This is a genomic window from Pseudomonas sp. 18175 (assembly GCF_050432925.1).
Classification (GTDB): domain Bacteria; phylum Pseudomonadota; class Gammaproteobacteria; order Pseudomonadales; family Pseudomonadaceae; genus Aquipseudomonas.
Genome location: NZ_JBKFTO010000031.1, coordinates 14,970 through 37,698, shown reverse-complemented (window position 1 = coordinate 37,698; position 22,729 = coordinate 14,970). Strand labels below are relative to the sequence as shown.

The window sequence follows — 22,729 nt, the reverse complement described above, 5'->3', positions numbered from 1 at the left end:
TCATTTCCTCGGGTCGAAGGCATCGCGAGCGGACTCGCCAATAAACACCAGCAGGCTCAACATGATCGCCAGCACGGCAAAGGCACTCATGCCCAGCCACGGCGCTTGCAGGTTGGATTTGCCCTGGGCCACCAGTTCACCCAGCGACGGTGAGCCTGCCGGCAAGCCGAAGCCGAGGAAGTCCAACGCGGTGAGGGTGCCGATAGCGCCGGTGAGGATGAACGGCATAAAGGTCATGGTCGAGACCATGGCATTGGGCAGGATATGCCGGAACATGATCGCGCCGTTCTGCATGCCCAGTGCCCTGGCGGCACGCACGTACTCCAGGTTGCGCCCGCGCAGGAACTCGGCACGCACCACGTCCACCAGGCTCATCCAGGAAAACAGCAGCATGATCCCCAGCAGCCACCAGAAATTGGGCTGCACAAAACTGGCGAGGATGATCAGCAAGTACAGCACCGGCAAGCCGGACCAGATTTCCAGGAAGCGCTGCCCAGCCAGATCCACCCAGCCGCCATAGAAACCCTGCAAGGCACCGGCGATCACGCCGATGATCGAGCTCAGTACCGTCAGGGTCAGGGCAAACAGCACCGACACGCGAAAGCCGTAGATCACCCGCGCGAGCACATCGCGGCCCTGGTCATCGGTGCCTAGGAGGTTGGTGCTTGAAGGTGGCGCCGGAGCGGGTACTTTCAGGTCGTAGTTGATGCTTTGGTAGCTGAACGGGATGGGCGCCCACAGGGTCCAGGCGTCCTTGGCCTTGAGCAGTTCCTGGATGTACGGGCTCTTGTAGTTGGCTTCCAACGGGAACTCACCGCCAAAGGTGGTCTCCGGGTAGCGCTTGAGCGCCGGGAAATACCAGTCGCCATCGAAGTGCACCGCCAGCGGCTTGTCGTTGGCGATCAACTCGGCGCCCAGGCTCAGCACGAACAGCACCAGGAACAGCCACAGCGACCACCAGCCACGCTTGTTGGCCTTGAACCGCTCGAACCGGCGGCGATTGAGGGGGGACAGGTTCATCTCAATGCTCCCGGCTGGCGAAGTCGATACGCGGATCGACCAGGGTGTAGGTGAGGTCGCCGATCAATTTCACGATCAGCCCCAGCAGGGTGAAGATAAACAACGTACCGAACACCACCGGGTAGTCGCGGTTGATTGCCGCTTCAAAGCTCATCAGGCCCAGGCCGTCGAGGGAGAAGATCACTTCCACCAGCAATGAGCCGGTAAAGAAGATGCCGATGAAGGCCGACGGGAAACCGGCGATCACCAACAGCATGGCGTTACGGAATACGTGGCCGTAGAGCACGCGGTGATTGGTCAGGCCCTTGGCCTTGGCGGTGACCACGTATTGCTTGTTGATCTCGTCGAGGAAGCTGTTTTTGGTCAGCAGGGTCATGGTGGCGAAGTTGCCGATCACCAGCGCCGTGATGGGCAGCGCCAGGTGCCAGAAATAGTCGAGGATCTTGCCGCCCCAGCTCAACTCGTCGAAGTTGTTGGAGGTGAGTCCCCTTAGCGGAAACCAGTCGAAATAACTGCCGCCGGCAAATACCACGATCAGCAGGATCGCAAACAGGAATGCCGGGATCGCATAGCCGACGATGATCGCCGAACTGGTCCACACATCGAAGTGGCTGCCGTGGCGCGTAGCCTTGGCGATCCCCAGGGGGATCGACACCAGGTACATGATCAGCGTGCTCCATAACCCGAGGGAAATGGACACCGGCATCTTTTCCTTGATCAGGTCGATGACCTTGGCGTCACGGAAGAAGCTGTCGCCAAAGTCCAGCCGGGCGTAGTTCTTGACCATGATCCACAAGCGTTCCGGCGCCGATTTGTCGAAGCCGTACATCTTCTCGATTTCCTTGATCAGCGCCGGGTCCAGGCCTTGGGCGCCACGGTAGCTGCTGGAACCGGCCACCGACACTTCGGCACCCCCGCCAGCGATTCGGCTGGTGGCGCCGTCAAAGCCTTCGAGCTTGGCGATCATCTGCTCCACCGGGCCACCGGGAGCGGCTTGGATAATGACGAAGTTAATCAGCAAGATCCCGAACAGCGTGGGGATGATCAGCAACAGGCGGCGAAAGATATAGGCCAGCATTTAATCGCCTCCGCTCGCCGGGTCGGCGCTCGTGTCTGATGGGACGGCAGGTTTGGCATCGGGTTTGCTCCACCAGGTGGCGGTGCCGACGTCGTAGCGTGGCGGGACTTTGGGGTGGCCGAGATGGTTCCAATAGGCCACGCGGAAGGTCTTGATATGCCAGTTGGGGATCACGTAGTAGCCGAACTGCAACACGCGGTCCAGGGCCTTGGCGTGAGCCACCAGGCTTTTACGTGAGTCGGCGTCGATCAGTTCTTCCACCAGTTGGTCGATGGCGGGGTCCTTGAGGCCCATGTAGTTGCGGCTGCCGGGTTTGTCGGCGCTGGAGGACTTCCAGAACTCGCGTTGCTCATTGCCCGGCGAGGTGGATTGGGGAAAGCTGCCCACTAGCATGTCGAAGTCGCGCGAACGCAGGCGGGTGACGTATTGCGACACATCGACCCTGCGGATCACCAGGTCGATACCCAAGTCAGCCAGGTTGCGCTTGAACGGCAGCAGGATACGTTCGAACTCGGTCTGTGCCAGCAGAAACTCAATGGTCACCGGTTTGCCCGTGGTGTCCACCATCTTGTCGTCGACGATCTTCCAGCCGGCCTCCAGCAGCAGTTGGTAAGCCTCGCGCTGCTGGGCGCGGATCATGCCGCTGCCGTCGGTTTTCGATGGCGCGAAGGCCTGGGTGAAAACTTCGGCGGGGATCTTGTCGCGCAGGGGCTCAAGGATCGCCAGCTCATCCGGGCCAGGCAGGCCGGTGGCGGCCATTTCCGAGTTTTCGAAATAGCTGCGGCTGCGGGTGTAGGCGCCGTTGAACAGCTGCTTGTTACTCCATTCAAAATCCAGCAACAGGCTGATAGCCTTGCGCACCCGTACATCCTGGAACATCGGTTTGCGCGTATTGAACACAAAACCTTGCATGCCGGTGGGGTTGCCGTTGGGGATCTCTTCCTTGATCAAGCGGCCTTGGGTCACCGCCGGGATGTTGTAGGCGTTGGCCCAATTCTTCGCGCTGATTTCCAGCCAGTAGTCGAACTGCCCGGCCTTGAGGGCTTCCAGGGCCACGGTGTTGTCGCGGTAATAGTCGGTGACGCGGTAATCGAAATTGTAGAAACCCTGGGTGATCGGCAGGTCCTTGGCCCAGTAGTCCTTGACCCGCTCGTAGCGGATCAGGCGCCCGGCCTTGACCTCGGCGACCTTGTACGGCCCGCTGCCCAGCGGCACTTCCAGGTTGCCCTTGGCAAAGTCGCGGGTCGCCCACCAGTGTTTGGGCAGCACCGGCAATTGCCCGAGGATCAGCGGCAATTCGCGGTTGTTGGTGCGCTTGAACTTGAACAGCACCCGCAGTGGGTCTTCGGCGACCACTTCATCGACGTCGGCGTAGTAGGTGCGGTAGATCGGCGAGCCATCCTTGAGCAGGGTCTGGAAGGTGAACACCACGTCTTCGGCGCGGATCGGGTGGCCATCATGGAAGCGCGCCTCGGGGCGCAGGTAGAAGCGTACCCAGCTGTTGTCCGGGGCTTTTTCGATCTTGCCGGCCACCAGGCCGTATTCGGTGATGGGCTCATCCAGGCTTTGCATGGCCAGGGTGTCGTAGACCAGGCTGATGTTATCGGCCGGCACGCCTTTGCTGATAAACGGGTTGAGGCTGTCAAAGCCGCCCATGCTCGACTCGCGGAAGGTGCCGCCCTTGGGCGCCTGCGGGTTCACGTAGTCGAAGTGCTTGAAGTCGGCGGGGTATTTCGGCGGTTCGTTGTACAGCGTCAACGCGTGTTGCGGCGCCGCTTGAGCCACGGTGCACAGCAGCAGGCTGCCGAGCAGGGCAGTACGCAAAGACATCATTGGGCTTTCTCCGAAGCTTTCAGCCACCATGCGCTCAAACCCAGGCTGTAGGGCGGCGTAGTGACAAAGGCGAACCGGTTGCGGTACGCCAGGCGATGATAGTTGAGGTACCAGTTGGGAATGCTGTAGTGCTGCCACAGCAGCACCCGGTCCAGGGCACGGCCGGCGGCCAGTTGCTCTTCACGGGTTTGCGCAGCCAGCAGTTGTTCCAGCAGGTGATCGACAATCGGGTTGTTGATGCCTGCGTAGTTCTTGCTGCCCTTGATCGCGGCCTGGCTGGAGTGGAAGTACTGCCACTGTTCGAGGCCGGGGCTCAAGGTTTGATTGAGGGTGATCAGGATCATGTCGAAGTCGAATTGATCCAGGCGCTGCTTGTACTGCGCGCGGTCGACGGTGCGCAGGCGTGCGTCGATGCCGATGCTGATCAGGTTCTCCACATAGGGCTGCAGGATGCGCTCCAGGTTGGGGTTGACCAGCAAAATCTCTAAGCGCAGCGGCTGCCCGTCAGTGTTGAGCAGGCGTTGGCCCGACAGTTTCCAGCCGGCCTCGCCGAGCAGGGCCAGGGTGCGGCGCATGGTCTCGCGGGGGATGCCGCGCCCATCGGTTTGGGGCAGGCTGAACGGTTGCGTAAACAGGTTGATGGGCAACTGGTCGCGGTAGGGCGAGAGCATCAGCCATTCATGGCCCACTGGTACGCCGGTCGCCGCGAATTCGCTGTTGGGGTAATAGCTCAAAGTGCGCTTGTAGGCGCTGCTGAACAGGGTGCGGTTGGTCCATTCAAAGTCGAACATCATCCCCAGGGCTTCACGGACCTTGGTCTGGCTGAACGTCGGCCGCCGGGTGTTCATGAACAGGCCCTGGCTTTGGGTCGGGATCTGGTGGGCGATCTGCGCCTTGATCACATCGCCGCGGTTGACCGCCGGAAAGTCGTAGCCCGTGGCCCAGTTCTTGGCTTGGTGCTCAATGTAGATATCGAACTCGCCGGCCTTGAAGGCTTCGAAGGCTACGTCGCTGTCGCGGTAGAACTCCACTTCGACTTTGTCGTAGTTATAGAACCCCTGGTTGACCGGCAGGTCCTTGCCCCAGTAATCCTTGACGCGTTCGAACACCAATTGCCGACCTGGGGTGACCTTGCTGATGCGATAAGGGCCGCTGCCCAGTGGCGGCTCGAAGGTGGTGGCCTTGAAATCGCGGTTCTTCCAGTAATGCTGGGGCAGCACAGGCAATTCGCCCAGGCGCAGGATCAGCAATGGGTTGCCGGCACGCTTGAATACAAAGCGGATGCGATGGCGGTTGAGAATGTCGACCCGCGCCACTTCCTGCAGGTTGGTGCGGTACTGCGGGTGGCCTTCGGTCAGCAAGGTGCGGTAGGAAAACGCCACATCCTCAGCCGTGATCGGGTGACCATCGTGAAAGCGCGCTTCGGGGCGCAGGTTGAACACCACCCAGCTGCGGTCTTCGCTGTATTCCACCGACTGGGCAATCAGCCCATAGCTAGAGGTAGGCTCATCGCCGGACGGCGCGTACTGGCCGGTGCCGACCATCAACGGCTCATTGAGCTCATTGACGCCGTATTGCAGGAAATTGGGGGTGGAAACCGGGCTTGAGCCCTTGAATGTATAGGGGTTGAGCGTATCGAAGGTGCCAAATGCCATGACCCGCAAGGTCCCGCCTTTCGGCGCTGCAGGGTTTACCCAGTCGAAGTGGGTGAATTTGGCCGGGTATTTGAGCCTGCCGAACTGCGTATAACCGTGGCTCTCGGTAATCGTCGCGTTCGCAGCAAAGCTCAAGGCCAGACTTATTAGTAGAAGGAGGGGACGCTTCAAGTCAGAGATCCGATCCAGGCGGCTTGGGCTTTATGATCGGTACAGTAACAGCTTGTTCCGGTTGGAAAAAGCCAGTCGGGACGATGTAGATCCAATGTGGGAGGGGGCTGAGGTGGTGAGGGAGTTGTGGTGAGCGGGCTTGCCCCGCGCTGGGTGGCGAAGCCGCCCCAGTTAACTCCACACATTCCACCAGACAAATCCCATTGCCTGGTTCTGGGGCTGCTGCGCAGCCCAGCGCGGGGCAAGCCCGCTCACCACAGCAAGCCCGCTCACCACAACAAGCCGGCTCACACAGTGAGCCCTGTTTTATGCGTTAGCGTGGCCCGGAAACCACCAGCATCTGCCCCGGCTTCAACGCCTGGCCAGTGCGTGGGTTCCAGCGCTTGAGATGTTGCATCTCAACGTTGAAGCGCTTGGCGACGATGTACAGCGAGTCGCCTTTCTTGACCTTGTATTGCACCGGCTTCTTGCTGTCCGCCTTGGCCACCAGCTTGCGGGTGTCCTGCATCACCAAGGTCTGGCCAACCTTGAGGGCCTGGCCGTTGAGCTTGTTCCAGCGCTGCAGGTCATGCACATCGACCTTGTTGGCCTTGGCGATCAGCGTCAGGTTGTCGCCATTACGTACCTTGTAGCTACGGGAACGTCCGGCAACGCGGGCGGTTTCAACTTCGTCGAACACCGGCTTTTTAGGGCGCATGCTCAGTAACTCTTCCGGCTTCATCGTCGACAGGGTACTGGTGAGCAGTTGCGCCTTGGACGTCGGCACCAGCAAATGCTGGGGGCCATCCAGGGTGGTGCGTTGTTTCAGGGCCGGGTTGAGCTGGAACAGTTCGTCTTCGTCGATCTCGGCCAGCGCGGCAACCCGTGACAGGTCCATGCTTTGCTTGACTTCAACCACTTCGAAGTACGGCTGGTTGGCAATCGGGTTCAGGTTGACCCCGTAGGCCTCGGGTGCCAGCACCACTTGGGACAGCGCCAGGAACTTGGGTACGTAGTCCTTGGTTTCCTGGGGCAGTGGCAGGTTCCAGTAGTCGGTGGGCAAACCGAGCTTTTCGTTGCGCTCGATGGCCCGGCTGACTGTGCCTTCGCCGGCATTGTAGGCTGCGAGCGCCAACAGCCAGTCACCGTTGAACATATCGTGCAGACGGGTCAGATAGTCCAGGGCGGCGGTGGTGGAGGCGGTGATATCGCGGCGGCCGTCGTAGGCACGGGTCTGGCGCAGGTTGAAGTAACGCCCGGTGGAGGGAATGAACTGCCACAGGCCGACCGCATCGCTACGCGAATAGGCCATTGGGTTGTAGGCACTTTCAATCACTGGCAGCAGCGCCAGCTCCAGGGGCATGTTGCGTTCTTCAAGGCGCTCGACGATGTAATGAATATAGAGGCTGCCGCGCTCTCCAGCGTTCTCCAGGAAGGAGGGGTTGCTGGCGAACCACAAGCGCTGTTGCTCAATGCGCGGGTTCACACCCAGGCCGTCCTGCAATTGAAAGCCCCGGCGCATCCGTTCCCAGACATCCTGGGGGATTTCGGGGGTAGGCTTCTCTGAGAGCCAAATAGGTTTTTGCTTGATCTTGGTGACAAGATTGGGTTTGGGTTGCACGGTGGATTGTGCAGCGAAATTTGTCGATTGGCAGCCCGCCAGAGTCGCGGACACAGCCACCGCCACAGCTTGAGCCAGGCGGGTCAATGCGTCTGAATGGTTGGATTTACGAATAGGTGACGACATTGGCTGGAAGTAAGTTCCGGGCAAAAATGTCGGGCGATTCTAGAAAGCACTTTGGTTCCGGTCAACCATTCAGAAAATACGTATCAGAATGCGTACGCTTAGAACTTATCTTTCCAAGCCCTCAAGCTAGCAAACACCTCGGCCCCAGAGCGGTTGTCGCGGCCATTCCGTTCGTCCGCTTTTTGTTTAACGGATGTTTCAGAGGTACGCAAAAAGGGGTTGGTACGTTTCTCCAGGGCCAGGTTGGAAGGCAGCGTGATCTCGCCGCGGGCCCGCAGTTGGCGGACATGTTCCACCCGTTCGGCGATATCGGCGTTGTGCGGTTCCACGGCTTGGGCAAACTTGAGGTTACTTTGTGTGTACTCGTGGGTGCAGTACACCAAGGTGTCGGCGGGCAGGGCGGCCAGGCGCTCCAGCGAGGTGTGCATTTGCTCCGGCGTGCCTTCGAACAGGCGCCCACAGCCGGCGGCGAACAATGTGTCGCCACAGAACAGCACGCCCGGGTGATAAAAGGCGATATGGCCCAGAGTGTGGCCGGGCACTGTATAAATGTCGAAGTCCCAGCCGAGCACTGTGATGCGATCGTTATCGTTCAGCGCGACGTCCCGCGCCGGGATCTTTTCGTTGGCTGGGCCGTAGACCTTGGCGCCTGTTGCACCTTTGAGCTGCTCGACACCGCCGACATGATCAGGGTGATGGTGGGTGATCAGGATGTCACTGAGGGACCATTGCGGGTGCTGTTCGAGCCAGGCCAGCACAGGGGCGGCGTCGCCAGGGTCGACCACGGCGCAACGGTGGGTCGATGGGTCTTGTAACAACCAGATGTAGTTATCGGTAAAGGCGGGCAGGGCACTGATCTGTATCATTCTTCGATTCGCCAAGCTGAACACATTGGTGCATCTTAGAACGTCTAGGCGAGTTGGAGAATGCAATGACTGATAAAGCGTTCGCCCAGGCCGATCCTGAGTGGCTGGCCCTGATCAGCGCGGCCCGCGAATGGCTGTCCGGACCTGTCGGGCAATTTTTGCTGGACGAAGAGCGGCGTATGCTCGAAGACGAGCTGGGCCGGTTCTTTGGCGGTTACCTGGTGCATTACGGCCCATCGGCCCAAACGCCGCCGTCCGCTCCGCAGGTGCAACGCAATGTGCGCTTGGGGGCGCCCTTGCCGGGAGTGGAGATTGTCTGCGAAGAGCAGGCCTGGCCGCTGAGTGAACACGCCGCCGACGTGGTGGTATTGCAACATGGCCTGGATTTCTGCCTGTCGCCCCACGGGTTGTTGCGTGAAGCCGCGAGCAGTGTGCGCCCCGGTGGGCATCTGCTGATTATCGGTATCAACCCCTGGAGCAGTTGGGGCCTGCGCCACATGTTCGCCCACGACGCGCTGCGCCAGGCGCGCTGTATCGCCCCTTCACGGGTGGGAGACTGGCTGAACTTGCTGGGCTTCGCGCTGGAGAAACGCCGCTTCGGGTGCTATCGTCCGCCGCTTGCCTCGACCAAGTGGCAGGCCCGTCTGGCGGGCTGGGAGCGACGTGCGGGCGCCTGGCAACTGGCGGGTGGCGGCTTCTATTTATTGGTCGCGCGCAAGATCGTGGTCGGGCTGCGCCCAGTGCGCCAGGTACTACGCCAGCCCAAGGGCAAGCTGGTGCCGATGCCGATGGCCAAGGTCAACCGCAAGCAAAGCGAACCGTAAAACCTTTTTTGATTTCTGACCGAGCAACCGATGACCGATACCGTAGAACTCTTCACCGATGGCGCCTGCAAAGGCAACCCGGGCCCTGGCGGCTGGGGCGCATTATTGGTATGCAAAGGCGTCGAGAAGGAACTGTGGGGCGGCGAACCCAACACCACCAACAACCGCATGGAACTGATGGGCGCCATTCGCGGCCTGGAAGAGCTCAAGCGTCGCTGTGACGTCGTGCTGGTGACCGACTCGCAATACGTGATGAAGGGCATCAACGAGTGGATGGTCAACTGGAAGAAGCGCGGCTGGAAAACCGCTGCGAAAGAACCGGTCAAGAATGCCGACCTGTGGCAATTGCTCGATGAGCAGTGCAACCGCCATAACATCACCTGGAAATGGGTGCGCGGGCACATCGGCCACCCGGGTAACGAACGTGCGGACCAATTGGCCAACCGTGGTGTGGACGATGTGCGCGGCTACAAGCAGAGCTGATGCTGGCTGACGTGTTAACATCGCGCCCTTTGACGCATACCACACCGCTGAGAGCTGAACCCTGATGGCCATCCGATCTGTTGTACTCGATACCGAAACCACCGGCATGCCGGTGACCGATGGCCACCGGATCATTGAAATCGGCTGTGTCGAGTTGATGGGGCGGCGCCTTACCGGTCGTCACTTCCACGTCTACTTGCAACCGGACCGTGACAGTGACGAAGGCGCGATTGGCGTCCACGGTATCACCGACGAGTTCCTCAAGGGCAAGCCGCGTTTTGCCGAGGTGGCCGATGAGTTTTTCGAGTTCATCAACGGCGCCCAACTGATCATCCACAACGCGGCGTTTGACGTCGGCTTCATCAACAATGAATTTGCCCTGATGGGGCAGACCGATCGCGCAGACATTTCCCAACACTGCTCGATCCTCGACACCTTGATGATGGCCCGGGAGCGTCACCCGGGCCAACGCAACAGTCTCGATGCCTTGTGCAAACGCTATGGCGTCGACAACTCCGGCCGTGAACTCCACGGCGCGTTGCTCGACTCCGAGATCCTGGCCGACGTCTACCTGACCATGACCGGCGGGCAGACCAGCCTGTCCCTGGCCGGTAACGCCTCCGACGGCAGCGGCTCGGCAGAGGGCTCGGGCAACCGGCCTTCGGAAATCCGCCGGTTGCCGGCAGATCGCAAGCCAAGCGTCATTATTCGCGCCAGCGAGCAGGACATGGCTGAGCATGCTTCGCGGCTGGAGGCGATTGCCAAGTCGGCGGGTGCGCCGGCGTTGTGGACCCAACTCACCCAGCAGTAAACCCAAGACTGAACACGGTCCAATGTGGGAGCTGGCTTGCCTGCGATAGCCATAGGCATCTACAAAACGATTAGACCAGACCAACCCCGAAGCTCTGGCTCTGGCTCTGGCTCTGGCTTTTGATTTCGCTTTTGATCTTGATCTTAGGCGCCCCGTCAAACCACGCTGGCCGAACGCAGGCTTGAATCCGTGGGCAACCCGGCAGGACGCCGGGTTAGCCGCACTGGGCCATGGATGGCCCATTGCGGCGGCCCACGGATTCAAGCCGGAGTGAGGGCACACCGAGCCTAGGCGAGGTGCCGAGTGGTGGGGCAAGAGCCCTTTTGGTTACTTTTGGGGCTCTTTTCCAAAAGTGACCCGCCGTAAGGGCGGAACCCATATCAGCCATCACCTAAACAACGGATATGTACTCCGACCCAAACGCTCCAGCGCCCAACACATAGCTATCGCAGGCAAGCCAGCTCCCACATTTGATCCGAGCCGTCTTCACAATCTTCATTCGCCACATCCGCTCCCAGCTTCTACCCTTGAGTGCATAGCCCTCAGGACTGAACGCACTCATGTACAAAGACCTGAAGTTCCCTGTCCTTATCGTGCACCGTGACATCAAGGCCGACACCGTTGCCGGTGACCGGGTCCGGGGCATCGCCCGGGAGCTGGAGCAAGAGGGGTTCAGTATCTTTTCCGCCGTGGACTACGCCGAAGGCCGGCTAGTGGCGTCTACCCATCACGGCCTGGCGTGCATGCTGATCGCCGCTGAAGGTGCGGGTGAAAACACCCATCTATTGCAAAACATGGTCGAACTGATTCGCCTGGCACGGCTACGGGCGCCCAACCTGCCGATTTTTGCCCTGGGCGAACAAGTCACCCTAGAGAATGCGCCGGCCGATGCCATGAGCGAGCTCAACCAACTGCGGGGCATTCTCTATCTGTTCGAAGACACCGTGCCCTTTCTCGCCCGGCAAGTGGCCCGCGCCGCCCGTACTTACCTGGATGGCCTGTTGCCGCCTTTCTTCAAGGCGCTGGTGCAACACACCGCCGATTCCAATTATTCCTGGCACACCCCTGGCCATGGCGGTGGCGTGGCCTATCGAAAAAGCCCGGTAGGGCAGGCGTTTCATCAGTTTTTCGGGGAGAACACCCTGCGCTCGGACTTGTCGGTCTCGGTGCCCGAGCTGGGTTCGCTGCTGGATCACACCGGCCCCCTGGCCGAAGCCGAAGCCCGCGCCGCCCGAAACTTTGGCGCAGACCACACATTTTTCGTGATCAACGGCACCTCCACCGCCAACAAGATTGTGTGGCACTCCATGGTGGGGCGTGACGACTTGGTGCTGGTGGACCGGAACTGCCACAAGTCGGTGCTGCACTCCATCATCATGACCGGCGCCATCCCGCTGTACCTGTGCCCGGAACGCAACGAACTGGGCATCATCGGCCCTATCCCCCTGAGTGAATTCAGCCCCGAGTCGATTCGCGCCAAAATCGACGCCAGCCCCTTGACCCGCGGCCGCCCGCCGAAAGTGAAGATGGCGGTAGTCACCAACTCCACCTACGACGGCCTGTGCTACAACGCCGAACTGATCAAGCAGCAATTGGGCAACAGTGTCGAGGTGTTGCACTTTGACGAGGCCTGGTACGCCTACGCGGCGTTTCACGAGTTCTTCGCCGGGCGCTACGGCATGGGCACCTCGCGCACACCCGACAGCCCGCTGGTGTTCACCACCCATTCCACACACAAATTGCTCGCGGCGTTCAGCCAGGCCTCGATGATTCATGTGCAGGATGGCGGTGCCCGCCAGCTGGATCGTGATCGTTTCAACGAAGCCTTCATGATGCATATCTCCACGTCGCCGCAATACAGCATCATTGCCTCGCTGGACGTCGCCTCGGCCATGATGGAAGGCCCGGCGGGGCGCTCACTGCTCCAGGAAATGTTCGACGAGGCCCTGAGCTTCCGGCGCGCCCTGGCCAACCTGCGCCAGCACATCGCTGCCGAGGACTGGTGGTTCTCCATCTGGCAGCCGCCGTCGGTGGCGGGTATCGATCGCGTGGTCACGGCGGATTGGCTGCTGCACCCTCAAGATGACTGGCATGGTTTCGGCGATGTGGCCGAGGACTACGTACTGCTGGACCCGATCAAAGTCACCCTGGTGATGCCCGGCCTCAACGCCGGCGGCGCGTTGAGTGAGTGCGGAATCCCCGCTGCGGTTGTCAGCAAATTCCTCTGGGAACGTGGGCTGGTGGTGGAAAAGACCGGGTTGTATTCCTTCCTCGTGCTGTTTTCCATGGGCATCACCAAGGGTAAATGGAGTACCTTGCTCACGGAGTTGCTGGAGTTCAAGCGCAGCTACGACGCCAATGTCAGCCTGGCCAGTTGTTTGCCATCGGTGTTTGCCCAAGGCCCGGCGCGTTACCAAGGCTTGGGTTTGCGTGATCTGTGCGACCAGTTGCACAGTTGCTACCGCAGCAATGCCACGGCCAAACACCTTAAACGCATGTACACGGTGTTGCCGGAAATCGCCATGAAACCGGCCGACGCCTACGACCAATTGGTGAGAGGCGAAGTCGAGGCGGTATCCATTGACGCCTTGCCAGGGCGCATCGCAGCCGTGATGCTGGTGCCTTACCCACCGGGCATCCCGTTGATCATGCCGGGGGAGCGCTTTACCGAGTCGACACGTTCGATCATCGACTACCTGGCTTTTGCCCGGACGTTCGATAGCAGCTTTCCCGGTTTTGTGGCGGATGTTCATGGGTTGCAACACGAAGACGACGGCAGTGTTCGTTGTTACACCGTCGATTGCATCAAGAGTTAGGAATGTTTATGCAAGCTGTAATGAACCCGAAGTATCCGGGGCTCAGTGTACGTGTGGCCGACGAAGGCTTTGATGCCTACGTGTGGGGCAATGATTTCAGCTTTGAAGTCAGTGCCTACGGCGAACCGCAGATGGGCAAGCGGGTCGATCAATGGCCCGTGGAGCGCATCCTGCCGTACCGCAAGTGCTATGGGATCGACCCTGAGGAGTTCGCCAGTTTCCGCGATGCGCCCGATAGCGCGATCTTCATGGCGTACCTGGACGATTGCCCGGTGGGGCATATCGTGGTCAGCACCAACTGGAATGGGTTTGCCCATGTCGATGAGCTGGCGGTGGCATTACCGGCGCGGCGCCATGGCGTGGCCAAGGCGTTGTTGGATGTGGCGCAGTTCTGGAGCCGCAAGAAAAACCTGCCGGGCATGATGTTGGAAACCCAGAACAACAACCTCGGCGCCTGCCGGCTGTATGAGCGATGTGGTTATGTGATGGGTGGCATCGATCACCTGCGTTATCGCGGCATTGACCCGCAAACCCGCGAAGTGGCGATTTTCTGGTACCGGTTGTTTAAGACCGAGGTTGACAAGGCTTAGCCTACCAACAGGCTTTCGGCCTTTTGCGTGACAATCTCCAGCAGCGCGTTCAACGCAGGGGAGGTTGCGCCATCCTTGAGGGTCAGCGCATACAGGCTGACCGTGATCGGCGGCGACACCGGGCACGCATCCAGCCCGGCTTCCCGAGCGCCGAACGCGGTAAACGGGTCGACAATCGCCAGGCCTTCTCCCGCTTCCACCATGCTGCGCATCATCTGGTAGGTCTGCACCCGCGTCTGCACTACCGGCATAGGGCGCAGGGCTTGCAGCTTGGCGTCCAGCAGGCGGCTGAGCGGGTCCTGGCCTTCCAGGCCGATCATCGACTGGCCGGCCAGGTCCTGCAGGGCGATGTACTTTTGCTTGGGTTTGAGCCAACCGTGGGGCGCGAGCACCTGCAGCTTGCCTTGGGCGAGCACCGTGCTCTGTATTTGCGGGTGTTCCGGGTCATGCAGGCTCAGGCCAACCTCGGCCTCGTGCAGCAGCAGGCTACGGACGATCTCCCGGGTTGGCTGGCTCGAGAGGTTGCAGGGCGTGTCCTGGAAGCGCCGGCGCAGCACGGCGATGCTTTGCGGTAGCAATTGATTGGCCAGGGGAGGCGTGCACAGCGCTCGCAGGGTCGGGGCGTGATGGTGCTTGAGGCGACTGGCCAGGCGTTGCAGCGGCTCCAGGGCTTCATACACATGCTGGATCTCGGCTTGCAGCTCCAGGGTTTCCCGGGTGGCTTGCAAGCGTCCGCGCACGCTGGCAAACAACATAAAACCCAATTGTTGCTCGGCCTCCTTGAGCGCCGCGTCCACATCGCCCACGGGGAGTTGCAACCATTCGGCGGCCAAGCCTGGGTGTCCGGTCTGCAAGATGGCTTGAATCACTTCGATATGACGTAAACGCATCGCCGGAGTCTATGTGCAGCGCGTCGGGTATTCAATAGAATGGCAACGCTGATCATCAACGACCAAAGCCGGCTACCGGCAACTACAACAAAAACAGGTCTGGTCTCATATGCCTCTACCCTCGATATTCCCTGGGGTAACGGCCAAGCAACTGCTGGTCTTTGTGACCGTGGGGTGCGTGGCTGCTTATCTCCTCAACGTTCAGGACGAAACCCCCACTGAAAACCTTACGCTCGAAGCGTTTATCCGCGCACAGGAGCAGGTGCACGAACACGTGGGCACGGTGCTGGGTATTGCACTGGTCAGGCAGGTGGTGGCGTATCCCGGCTATGGCACCGTGGGCTACACGCGTTCGGTGTATGCCGTTGAAGGTGAGCGGGGGAAGGTGACGGTCACGCTTAAAAGGATGACGGGGGATCCGGCCATTGAAGTGACGGAGCTGCGCAGGCAGTGATCACGCCCAGCCCAGTCAATGCCATCAATGGCCAGGACTGAGCAGGTCGATAGGGCGAGATCTTATGACGCGAGGATGGTTTGCGATTCGCGCACAAGGATGGTGCCCGACTGAATCAACTTGAACTCATCGCCTTCCAGTTTTTCTACACGGTCGCCAATGGCCAGCTTGTAGGTGGTGGTAGGCGCCGAGCCAGCCAGGTCGCCTTGCGCCGGGTTGGATTCCTGGAACTCATGCACCGAATAAACGCGGCCTTCCGCGTCTCTGGCATGAAACTGTCCGACTAATACTGCTGCCATCTGTTTAGAACCTCTGGAGATAATCACTCGATTTGCGGTTCTGTAGACCGTCATGGAGCGGGGTAGTTTACCTACGTGGAAAAAATACTATTCGCTGGTGTTTTAAGATTGTTCCTACGTGCTGGGGTGCGATGCAAACGTCCGGCGGATATTCAAAACCTTCTGGTGAACACGCCGTGAAGACTCTATAACTACTAGCTCCTTTAGTCAGACGTCGGGAAAACCTCCATGAGCAAGGTCTACACGATTGCCGTCCTGGTTGGCAGCTTGAGAAAAGAGTCGATCAACCGCAAGGTTGCGCTGGCATTGGCCGAACTGGCCCCCGCCAACCTCAGCTTGAAGATTGTCGAAATTGGCGACTTGCCGCTCTACAACGAGGACATCGACGGTGCAACACCGCCGGCAGCCTACAGTACTTTCCGTCAGCAGGTGAGCTCATCCGACGCGGTGCTGTTTGTGACCCCTGAGTACAACCGTTCCGTGCCTGCCCCTTTGAAGAACGCGATTGACGTGGGGTCGCGCCCGTATGGCAAAAGCGCTTGGAGTGGCAAGCCGGGGGCGATCATCAGTGTGTCGCCGGGGGCCATTGGCGGTTTTGGCGCCAACCATCATCTGCGCCAGTCGCTGGTGTTCCTGGATGTGCCGTGCATGCAGCAGCCGGAAGCCTATTTGGGCGGGGCTGGCAGTGTGTTCGATGAGTCCGGCAAGGTGTCGGAGAAGACCAAGCCGTTTCTGCAAGCGTTTATCGATGCGTACGGCCAGTGGGTAGAAAAACAGACAGCCTGATTTGGTAATGCAGTCAAATGTGGGAGGGGGCTTGCTGTGGCGAGCAAGCTTGCTTGCGCTGGGGTGCGAAGCGCCCCCGAAAAGCCGGCTCCAGCTGCGCTGTCGAACGGGAGCAAGCTCCCTCGCCACAGCAAGCCCGCTCCCACATTGGGTTTAGCGCAACCAGTTAGTCCGTGCCAGCTCGATAACCTCATCGCCGCGACCACTCATCACCGCCTTGAGCATATACAGGCTGAACCCCTTGGCCTGCTCCAGCTTGATACTCGGCGGCATTACCAGTTCCTGAGTCGCCGTCACCACATCCACCAACACCGGCCCATCATGTTCCAAGGCGCGGCGCAGGGCGGGCTCCAGGTCTTCGGACTGCTCCACGCGAATGCCCAGAATCCCCATGGCATTGGACATCGCCGCAAAGTCCGGGTTTTTCAGCTCAGTGCCGGCGTCCAGATAACCGGCTGCCTTCATCTCCATGGCCACAAAGCCCAAGGACGAGTTATCAAACACGATGACTTTTACCGGCAATTTCAACTGGGCCAGCGAGATGAAATCCCCCATCAACATGGCGAATCCGCCGTCGCCGGACATTGAAATAACCTGCCGCCCGGGAAATGCCGCCTGCGCACCGATGGCCTGGGGCATGGCGTTGGCCATCGAGCCATGGTTGAACGAGCCGATCAGCCGGCGCTTGCCATTCATCTTCAAGTACCGCGCCGCCCACACGGTGGGTGAGCCCACGTCGGCGGTGAAGATTGCGTCATCGTCTGCCAGTTCGCTGAGCAACCGCGCCACGTACTGCGGGTGGATCGGCCGGTTGGCGTTTGAGGGCTGCGCCAAATCATCCAGACCCTGGCGGGCTTTTTCATAGTGCTTCAACGAGGTGTCGAGAAAACTGCGATCGGTCTTGCGTGTCAGGCGCGGCAGCAGGGCGGCGATGGTTTCACTCACGTCGGCGGCAATCCCTAAGTCCAGCGTGGCTCGCCGGCCCAGCGCCTGCGGGTTGCGGTCGACCTGGATGATCTTGGCGTCGGTGGGGTAGAACTGGCGGTAAGGAAAATCAGTGCCGAGCATGATCAACGTGTCGCAGTCGAGCATGGCGTGGTAACCGGAGCTGAAACCGATCAGGCCGGTCATGCCCACGTCGAACGGGTTGTCCCATTCCACGTGTTCCTTGCCGCGTAATGCGTGTACTACGGGCGCGCCCAAGGCATCGGCCAGCGCCACCACTTGGTCATGGGCTCCTGCGCAACCGCTGCCGCACAGTAGGGTGACTTTCTGGCTGCTGTCGAGGAGCTCGGTCAGACGCTGCACGTCGTGTTCGGCCGGTAGGGTGCGCGGCGCGTTGAGTGCAGGCCAGGGCTTGAGCTTGGCGTCGACTTCCAGCAGTGACACATCCCCCGGAATCACCACCACCGCCACGCCGCGATTGAGGATCGCCGAGCGCATGGCGCGGTGCAGCACATGCGGCATCTGCTCCGGGCTGGTGACTAGTTCGACAAAGTGGCTGCACTCCTTGAACAGCTCCTGCGGATGGGTTTCCTGGAAGTAGTTCAAGCCGATTTCAGTGGACGGAATCTGCGCGGCAATCGCTAGCACCGGCACATGGTTGCGATGGCAGTCGAACAGGCCATTGATCAAGTGCAGGTTGCCCGGCCCACAGCTGCCGGCGCACACCGTCAACTCGCCGGTGGCAGCGGCCTCGGCGCCGGCGGCAAAGGCGGCGACTTCCTCGTGGCGCACATGCATCCATTCGATGCTGTCCATGCTGCGCAGGGCGTCGGTGAGGCCGTTTAGGCTGTCGCCGGTCAGGCCCCAGATGCGCTTGATGCCCGCCTGTTCAAGGGTGGTCGCCAGCTGTTGGGCCAGGTTGATTTTCGCCATGAGGAACTCCAATCGTCAGTGAGGTTAAAAACTGCTGATCAATAGGGGACAGTTCGATCATGGCGAATGCTCCGCCGTTATTGTGAAGATTGCGTCATGGCCGCACGGTACTGGCGGGTGCGGCGGGCGATAAACCATTGGTCACGCACCAAGGCCATGCACGGCGCGACCTTGGCCTTGGGCAAGTGGCCACGGCTCATGCGGTGCATCTGGTAGCGCACCACCGCGAGGATGGCCAGGGACGCCAGCGGCTTGCGCTTCCAGTCGATGGGCTTGAGTTGCGGGTTGGGGTCGCGGCCTTCGCGCCAGTGCTGGATCAATTGCGGCTCAAGGGTCAGGGCGGTGGCGATACCGGCCATGGCGATGCCGCTGTCGAGCACCTGCTGCACAACTGGCAAACGGCGAATGCCGCCGGTGACCATCACCGGCATTTTGGCGATGGCGGCCAGTGAAGTGGCCATTTCCAGGAAGTACGCCTCACGGGCCAGGGTGCGGCCGTCCCGCGCTTCGCCTTGCATGGCCGGCGCTTCATAGCTGCCGCCGGACAACTCCAGTAGGTCGATGGGCAGCGGGTTGAGCATCTCCACCACCGCGCGGGCATCCGCCTCTTCGAAGCCGCCGCGCTGGAAATCTGCCGAGTTGAGCTTGACCGCCACACAGAACGACGGGCTGACGCTGGCCCGCACCGCTGCGATCACGTCCAGCAGCAAGCGTGCGCGGTTCTCCAGCGAGCCGCCCCAGCGGTCGGTGCGCTGGTTGCTCAGGGGCGACAGGAACTGACTGATCAGGTAGCCGTGGGCGCCGTGGATCTGCACCCCGGTAAACCCAGCCAGCTCGGCCAGGCGCGCGCTGGTGGCGAAGCGCTTGATCACGTCCTGGATGTCCTCCTCGGTCATGGCCTTGGGCTTGGCGAACATCTTGGAAAAGCCCCCCAGGTCCATGGCCACCGCAGACGGCGCCAGCGCGCGTTGGCGCAGGTTGGCCGGTGTCTGGCGCCCCGGATGGCTGAGCTGCACCCAGAAATGCACGCCATTGGCGCGGGCCACGTCGGCCCATTCACGGAAGCTGTCCAGGTGCTGCTCGTCTTCAAGGGCCACGCCGCCGGGGCCGGTCATGGCGCGGCGGTCGATCATCACGTTGCCGGTGATCAACAAGCCGGGTTTGCCTTCGGCCCAGGCCTTGTACAGCAGCTTTAACTCGCGGGATGGAGCCTGGTGGAGGTCCGCCATGTTCTCCTCCATCGCGGCTTTGGCGATACGGTTGGAGATGACTTGGCCATTGGGCAGTTGCAAGGCTTCAAAGGGTGACATGGGTTGACTCCTGAGCGGGGGAGGCCTCAGGCTAAGCTTAAAGTTAACTTTAATGTCAAGCAGGCGTGGCGATGAATATTGGTGAGTTGGCAAAGCAGAGCGGGTTGGCGGCGTCGCGTATCCGTTTTTATGAGGCCGAAGGGTTGATCAGCCAGGTTGGGCGCCAGGCCAATGGTTACAGGCGTTATGCGCCCGAAGCGTTGATGACCTTGCAACTGATCCAGAGCGCGCAGCAGGCAGGCTTCACGCTGCAGGAACTCAAGGCGTTGATGCCGGCACCTGGGGAGCACAAGCGCGATGAGCTGATCGAAGCGCTGGAGCGCAAGGTGGCGCAGATCGAAGAGATGCAGGCGCAGTTGGCCCACAGCAAGGCGCAGTTGTTGGGGGTGATAGAGGCGGTGCGGGCGCAGCCTGCGGACGTACCGTGCTCCATGGGGCAAAAGCAGGTGCTGGCATCGATCAAATTAAACCCATAAAAAAACCCTGGCAGGCCAGGGTTTTTTCATTTGCGCAGACTTAGCGGCGACGGAACAGCGGCAACGGCTCATCCGTTGCAGCCTGGTAGGTCACCGAGAAGTCCTGGAGGCTTTCCAGCGCTTCGTACGGGTCTTTGTCAGCGCGCAGGGCGAAGGCATCGAAACCGCAGCGACGCAGGTAGAACAATTGGTCGCGCAGCACGTCGCCAATCGCCCGCAGCTCGCCTTTGTAACCATAACGGTCACGCAGCAGGCGCGCGTTGGAGTAGTTGCGCCCGTCGGTGAAGGCCGGGAAGTTCAGCGCGATAACCTGGAAATGCTCCACGTCAGCTCCGATTTCTTCGGCTTCTTCATCGGCGTCCAGCCACACACCCAGGCCGCCGTCGCGGGCCTTGAGGGCGTGGCCGTGTTCGCGCCACAACGCCAACGGTACGATCAGGTCGTCGCAGTTGGAGATGCCATCGAAGCTCGCGTCCTTGGGCAGTAGGTGCCAGGTTTCGTCGAGGACTTCGTTGTTCTTAATGATTCGCTGCATAGACGCGCTCCTTGAACAGGTCGATGCCGATGCGCTGGTAGGTGTCGATGAAACGCTCATCTTCGGTGCGCTGTTCGATGTACACATCGATCAGTTTGCCGATCACCTCAGGCATGGCTTCCTGGGCGAAGGATGGGCCAAGGATCTTGCCCAGGCTCGCATCGCGGCTGGCGCTGCCACCCAGGGACACTTGGTAGAATTCTTCGCCTTTCTTGTCCACGCCCAGGATGCCGATGTGGCCGACGTGGTGGTGACCACAGGCGTTCATGCAACCGGAGATGTTCAGGTCCAGCTCGCCGATGTCGAACAGGTAGTCCAGGTCGTCGAAACGACGTTGGATCGACTCGGCAATCGGGATCGACTTGGCGTTGGCCAGGGAGCAGAAATCGCCACCCGGGCAGCAGATGATGTCGGTCAGCAAGCCGATATTCGGCGTGGCGAAACCGCCTTCACGCAGCTCGCCCCACAGGGTGAACAGTTGGCTTTGCTCAACGTCCGCGAGAATGATGTTCTGCTCGTGGGAGGTGCGCAGTTGGCCAAAGCTGTAGCGGTCGGCCAGGTCGGCAACGGCGTCCAGCTGTTTGTCGGTGATATCACCCGGCGCAACACCGGTAGGCTTGAGCGACAGGGTCACGGCCACGTAGCCAGGCTTCTTGTGCGCCAGGGTGTTGCGGCCACGCCAGCGGGCGAAACCTGGGTGTTCCAGGTCGAGGGCTGCGATCTCGGCGTCCTGATTGCTCAGGGCCTTGTACTCAGGGTCGACGAAGTGCTTGGCCACGCGATGTACTTCGGCTTCGGTCAGGGTGGTCTGACCGCCGCGCAGGTGTTCCATCTCGGCGTCGACTTTCTGGGCGAATACCTCAGGGGTCAGCGCTTTTACCAGGATCTTGATCCGGGCCTTGTACTTGTTGTCACGACGGCCGTAGCGGTTGTAGACCCGCAGGATGGCGTCGAGGTAACTCAACAGGTCCTGCCATGGCAGGAACTCGTTGATGAACGCGCCAACCACCGGAGTACGGCCCAGGCCGCCACCCACCAGGACTCGGAAACCCAACTCGCCGGCCGCGTTGTACACCGGCTCCAGGCCGATATCGTGTACTTCGATGGCTGCACGGTCCGAGGTCGAGCCATTAATGGCGATCTTGAACTTACGTGGCAGGTAGGCGAATTCCGGGTGGAAGGTGGTCCATTGACGGACGATTTCACACCACGGGCGTGGGTCGATCAGTTCGTCGGCGGCAACGCCGGCGAATTGGTCGGTGGTCACGTTGCGCAGGCAGTTACCGCTGGTCTGAATGGCGTGCATCTGCACGGTCGCCAGTTCAGCCAGGATATCCGGCACATCTTCCAGGGCCGGCCAGTTGAACTGCACGTTCTGGCGGGTACTGATGTGGGCATAGCCTTTGTCGAAGTCGCGGGCGATCTTACCCATCATGCGCATCTGGCGCGAAGTCAGTTGGCCATAAGGCACGGCCACCCGCAGCATCGGCGCAAAGCGCTGAACATAAAGGCCATTTTGCAGGCGCAGAGGGCGGAACTCTTCTTCGCTCAGTTCACCTGCTAGGTAGCGTCGGGTCTGATCACGGAACTGCTTGACGCGGTCCTCGATGATGCGCTGATCGTATTCGTCGTATACGTACATATAGGTCCTGTTCTCGGCAAATCTGCGCGCACGGCCGCGCACTCCCAACGGAGCCGGCGCACGATACCAGTTTGCGTTTATGCGCAAAAGTGATGTTTGAGTATATGCAAATAACCAAAATGACTAATGAGACTGGTTCTCGCGATAACCACATTTGTCATGCGGACAATCATCGACTTTACTGAGGTCGAGTCTTAGTGCAATCACCTATAAAACCGACAAGAGGCGATGCGATGAGCAATCCGACAAAAGCCCGTAAACCCGACAGTACCGTTGATGCCTGGGCCATTCTGTTCCTGATTATTTTGGTGGTGGGAACCGCAGTGTTCTGGGTGAGCCACCAATAAACCGACGACAATTCCAAGCTTTATGAGGAGCCAATGTGGGAGCGGGCTTGCCCTAATGCCAGTCAGTTAAGGGCAAACACCGTCAGTGTGGCGAGGGAGCTTGCTCCCGCTGGGCCGCGTAGCGGCCCCAAAGATGGGACTGCTGCGCAGTCCAGCGGGAGCAAGCTCCCTCGCCACAGGTTAGCTTTTACTCTTTCTAACCCTTAACTGACTGGCATTGGGGCTTGCCACAGCAAGCC

General features: G+C 60.3%; 20 protein-coding genes. 8 read left to right on the top strand and 12 right to left on the bottom strand.

The window, feature by feature from the left end:
* The 6 genes from ACLD1Y_RS28615 to gloB form a co-directional block, all read right to left on the bottom strand.
* Entirely contained in the window at positions 1-1,020 is a 1,020-nt protein-coding gene (locus tag ACLD1Y_RS28615; RefSeq protein ID WP_429481026.1) for an ABC transporter permease, read from the bottom strand.
* A 1-nt stretch (position 1,021) separates the two neighbouring features.
* Positions 1,022-2,098, bottom strand: coding sequence for a microcin C ABC transporter permease YejB (locus ACLD1Y_RS28610; RefSeq protein ID WP_429481025.1), 1,077 nt, complete (start codon positions 2,096-2,098; stop codon positions 1,022-1,024).
* The gene (locus ACLD1Y_RS28605; protein WP_429481024.1) at positions 2,099-3,931 is read right to left on the bottom strand and encodes an extracellular solute-binding protein; all 1,833 of its coding nucleotides are present in this window, start codon (positions 3,929-3,931) and stop codon (positions 2,099-2,101) included.
* Entirely contained in the window at positions 3,928-5,757 is a 1,830-nt protein-coding gene (locus ACLD1Y_RS28600) for an extracellular solute-binding protein (RefSeq protein WP_429481023.1), read from the bottom strand. Before ACLD1Y_RS28600 ends, ACLD1Y_RS28605 begins: the two co-directional genes overlap by 4 nt.
* Positions 5,758-6,070: 313 nt before the next feature.
* Positions 6,071-7,483 carry a transglycosylase SLT domain-containing protein gene (locus tag ACLD1Y_RS28595; protein ID WP_429481022.1) on the bottom strand — a complete coding sequence of 471 codons (1,413 nt, stop codon included), beginning with the start codon at positions 7,481-7,483 and terminating at the stop codon, positions 6,071-6,073.
* A 98-nt stretch (positions 7,484-7,581) separates the two neighbouring features.
* The gene (gloB, locus tag ACLD1Y_RS28590) at positions 7,582-8,349 is read right to left on the bottom strand and encodes a hydroxyacylglutathione hydrolase (RefSeq protein WP_429481021.1); all 768 of its coding nucleotides are present in this window, start codon (positions 8,347-8,349) and stop codon (positions 7,582-7,584) included.
* Positions 8,350-8,414: 65 nt separating this feature from the next.
* Between gloB and ACLD1Y_RS28585 the strand changes: the two genes are divergently transcribed.
* The 5 genes from ACLD1Y_RS28585 to ACLD1Y_RS28565 all read left to right on the top strand — a co-directional run bounded on the left by ACLD1Y_RS28585 (position 8,415) and on the right by ACLD1Y_RS28565 (position 13,873).
* Positions 8,415-9,173 carry a class I SAM-dependent methyltransferase gene (locus tag ACLD1Y_RS28585; RefSeq protein WP_429481020.1) on the top strand — a complete coding sequence of 253 codons (759 nt, stop codon included), beginning with the start codon at positions 8,415-8,417 and terminating at the stop codon, positions 9,171-9,173.
* A gap of 30 nt (positions 9,174-9,203) precedes the next feature.
* The gene (gene rnhA / locus ACLD1Y_RS28580; protein WP_185708988.1) at positions 9,204-9,656 is read left to right on the top strand and encodes a ribonuclease HI; all 453 of its coding nucleotides are present in this window, start codon (positions 9,204-9,206) and stop codon (positions 9,654-9,656) included.
* A 70-nt stretch (positions 9,657-9,726) separates the two neighbouring features.
* Entirely contained in the window at positions 9,727-10,467 is a 741-nt protein-coding gene (dnaQ, locus tag ACLD1Y_RS28575; protein WP_429481065.1) for a DNA polymerase III subunit epsilon, read from the top strand.
* A 560-nt stretch (positions 10,468-11,027) separates the two neighbouring features.
* Positions 11,028-13,283: an Orn/Lys/Arg decarboxylase N-terminal domain-containing protein gene (locus tag ACLD1Y_RS28570; RefSeq protein ID WP_429481019.1), complete on the top strand. Its 2,256-nt coding sequence runs from the start codon at positions 11,028-11,030 to the stop codon at positions 13,281-13,283.
* 8 nt (positions 13,284-13,291) lie between these two features.
* Positions 13,292-13,873, top strand: coding sequence for a GNAT family N-acetyltransferase (locus ACLD1Y_RS28565; protein ID WP_429481018.1), 582 nt, complete (start codon positions 13,292-13,294; stop codon positions 13,871-13,873).
* Here ACLD1Y_RS28565 and ACLD1Y_RS28560 read toward each other — a convergent pair.
* Positions 13,870-14,763: a LysR substrate-binding domain-containing protein gene (locus ACLD1Y_RS28560; protein WP_429481017.1), complete on the bottom strand. Its 894-nt coding sequence runs from the start codon at positions 14,761-14,763 to the stop codon at positions 13,870-13,872. The genes ACLD1Y_RS28565 and ACLD1Y_RS28560 overlap by 4 nt on opposite strands.
* Before the next feature lie 109 nt (positions 14,764-14,872).
* Here ACLD1Y_RS28560 and ACLD1Y_RS28555 point away from each other — a divergent pair, with 109 nt between their 5' ends.
* Complete coding sequence (locus ACLD1Y_RS28555) at positions 14,873-15,217, top strand: hypothetical protein (protein ID WP_429481016.1); 345 nt, start codon at positions 14,873-14,875, stop codon at positions 15,215-15,217.
* Positions 15,218-15,279: 62 nt separating this feature from the next.
* On the opposite strand, the gene ACLD1Y_RS28550 is transcribed toward ACLD1Y_RS28555, so the two are convergent.
* Entirely contained in the window at positions 15,280-15,516 is a 237-nt protein-coding gene (locus ACLD1Y_RS28550) for a hypothetical protein (protein WP_185708994.1), read from the bottom strand.
* A gap of 228 nt (positions 15,517-15,744) precedes the next feature.
* Here ACLD1Y_RS28550 and ACLD1Y_RS28545 point away from each other — a divergent pair, with 228 nt between their 5' ends.
* Positions 15,745-16,302 carry an NADPH-dependent FMN reductase gene (locus ACLD1Y_RS28545; protein ID WP_429481015.1) on the top strand — a complete coding sequence of 186 codons (558 nt, stop codon included), beginning with the start codon at positions 15,745-15,747 and terminating at the stop codon, positions 16,300-16,302.
* Positions 16,303-16,455: 153 nt separating this feature from the next.
* Here ACLD1Y_RS28545 and poxB read toward each other — a convergent pair whose 3' ends face one another.
* Both poxB and ACLD1Y_RS28535 read right to left on the bottom strand, forming a co-directional pair.
* Positions 16,456-18,180 (bottom strand): ubiquinone-dependent pyruvate dehydrogenase, encoded by a 1,725-nt coding sequence (gene poxB / locus ACLD1Y_RS28540; protein WP_429481014.1) that lies wholly within the window; start codon positions 18,178-18,180, stop codon positions 16,456-16,458.
* Between the two features lie 77 nt (positions 18,181-18,257).
* Complete coding sequence (locus ACLD1Y_RS28535; RefSeq protein ID WP_429481013.1) at positions 18,258-19,490, bottom strand: NADH:flavin oxidoreductase/NADH oxidase family protein; 1,233 nt, start codon at positions 19,488-19,490, stop codon at positions 18,258-18,260.
* Between the two features lie 71 nt (positions 19,491-19,561).
* Between ACLD1Y_RS28535 and ACLD1Y_RS28530 the strand changes: the two genes are divergently transcribed.
* Positions 19,562-19,966, top strand: coding sequence for a MerR family transcriptional regulator (locus tag ACLD1Y_RS28530; RefSeq protein WP_429481012.1), 405 nt, complete (start codon positions 19,562-19,564; stop codon positions 19,964-19,966).
* Positions 19,967-20,006: 40 nt separating this feature from the next.
* Here the strand turns inward: ACLD1Y_RS28530 and ACLD1Y_RS28525 are convergent, their stop codons facing one another.
* Together ACLD1Y_RS28525 and ACLD1Y_RS28520 are read right to left on the bottom strand one after the other, a co-directional pair.
* Positions 20,007-20,501, bottom strand: coding sequence for a DUF934 domain-containing protein (locus tag ACLD1Y_RS28525; protein WP_429481011.1), 495 nt, complete (start codon positions 20,499-20,501; stop codon positions 20,007-20,009).
* Positions 20,485-22,143, bottom strand: coding sequence for a nitrite/sulfite reductase (locus tag ACLD1Y_RS28520; RefSeq protein WP_122486626.1), 1,659 nt, complete (start codon positions 22,141-22,143; stop codon positions 20,485-20,487). Before ACLD1Y_RS28520 ends, ACLD1Y_RS28525 begins: the two co-directional genes overlap by 17 nt.
* Between the last annotated feature and the right edge of the window lie 586 nt (positions 22,144-22,729).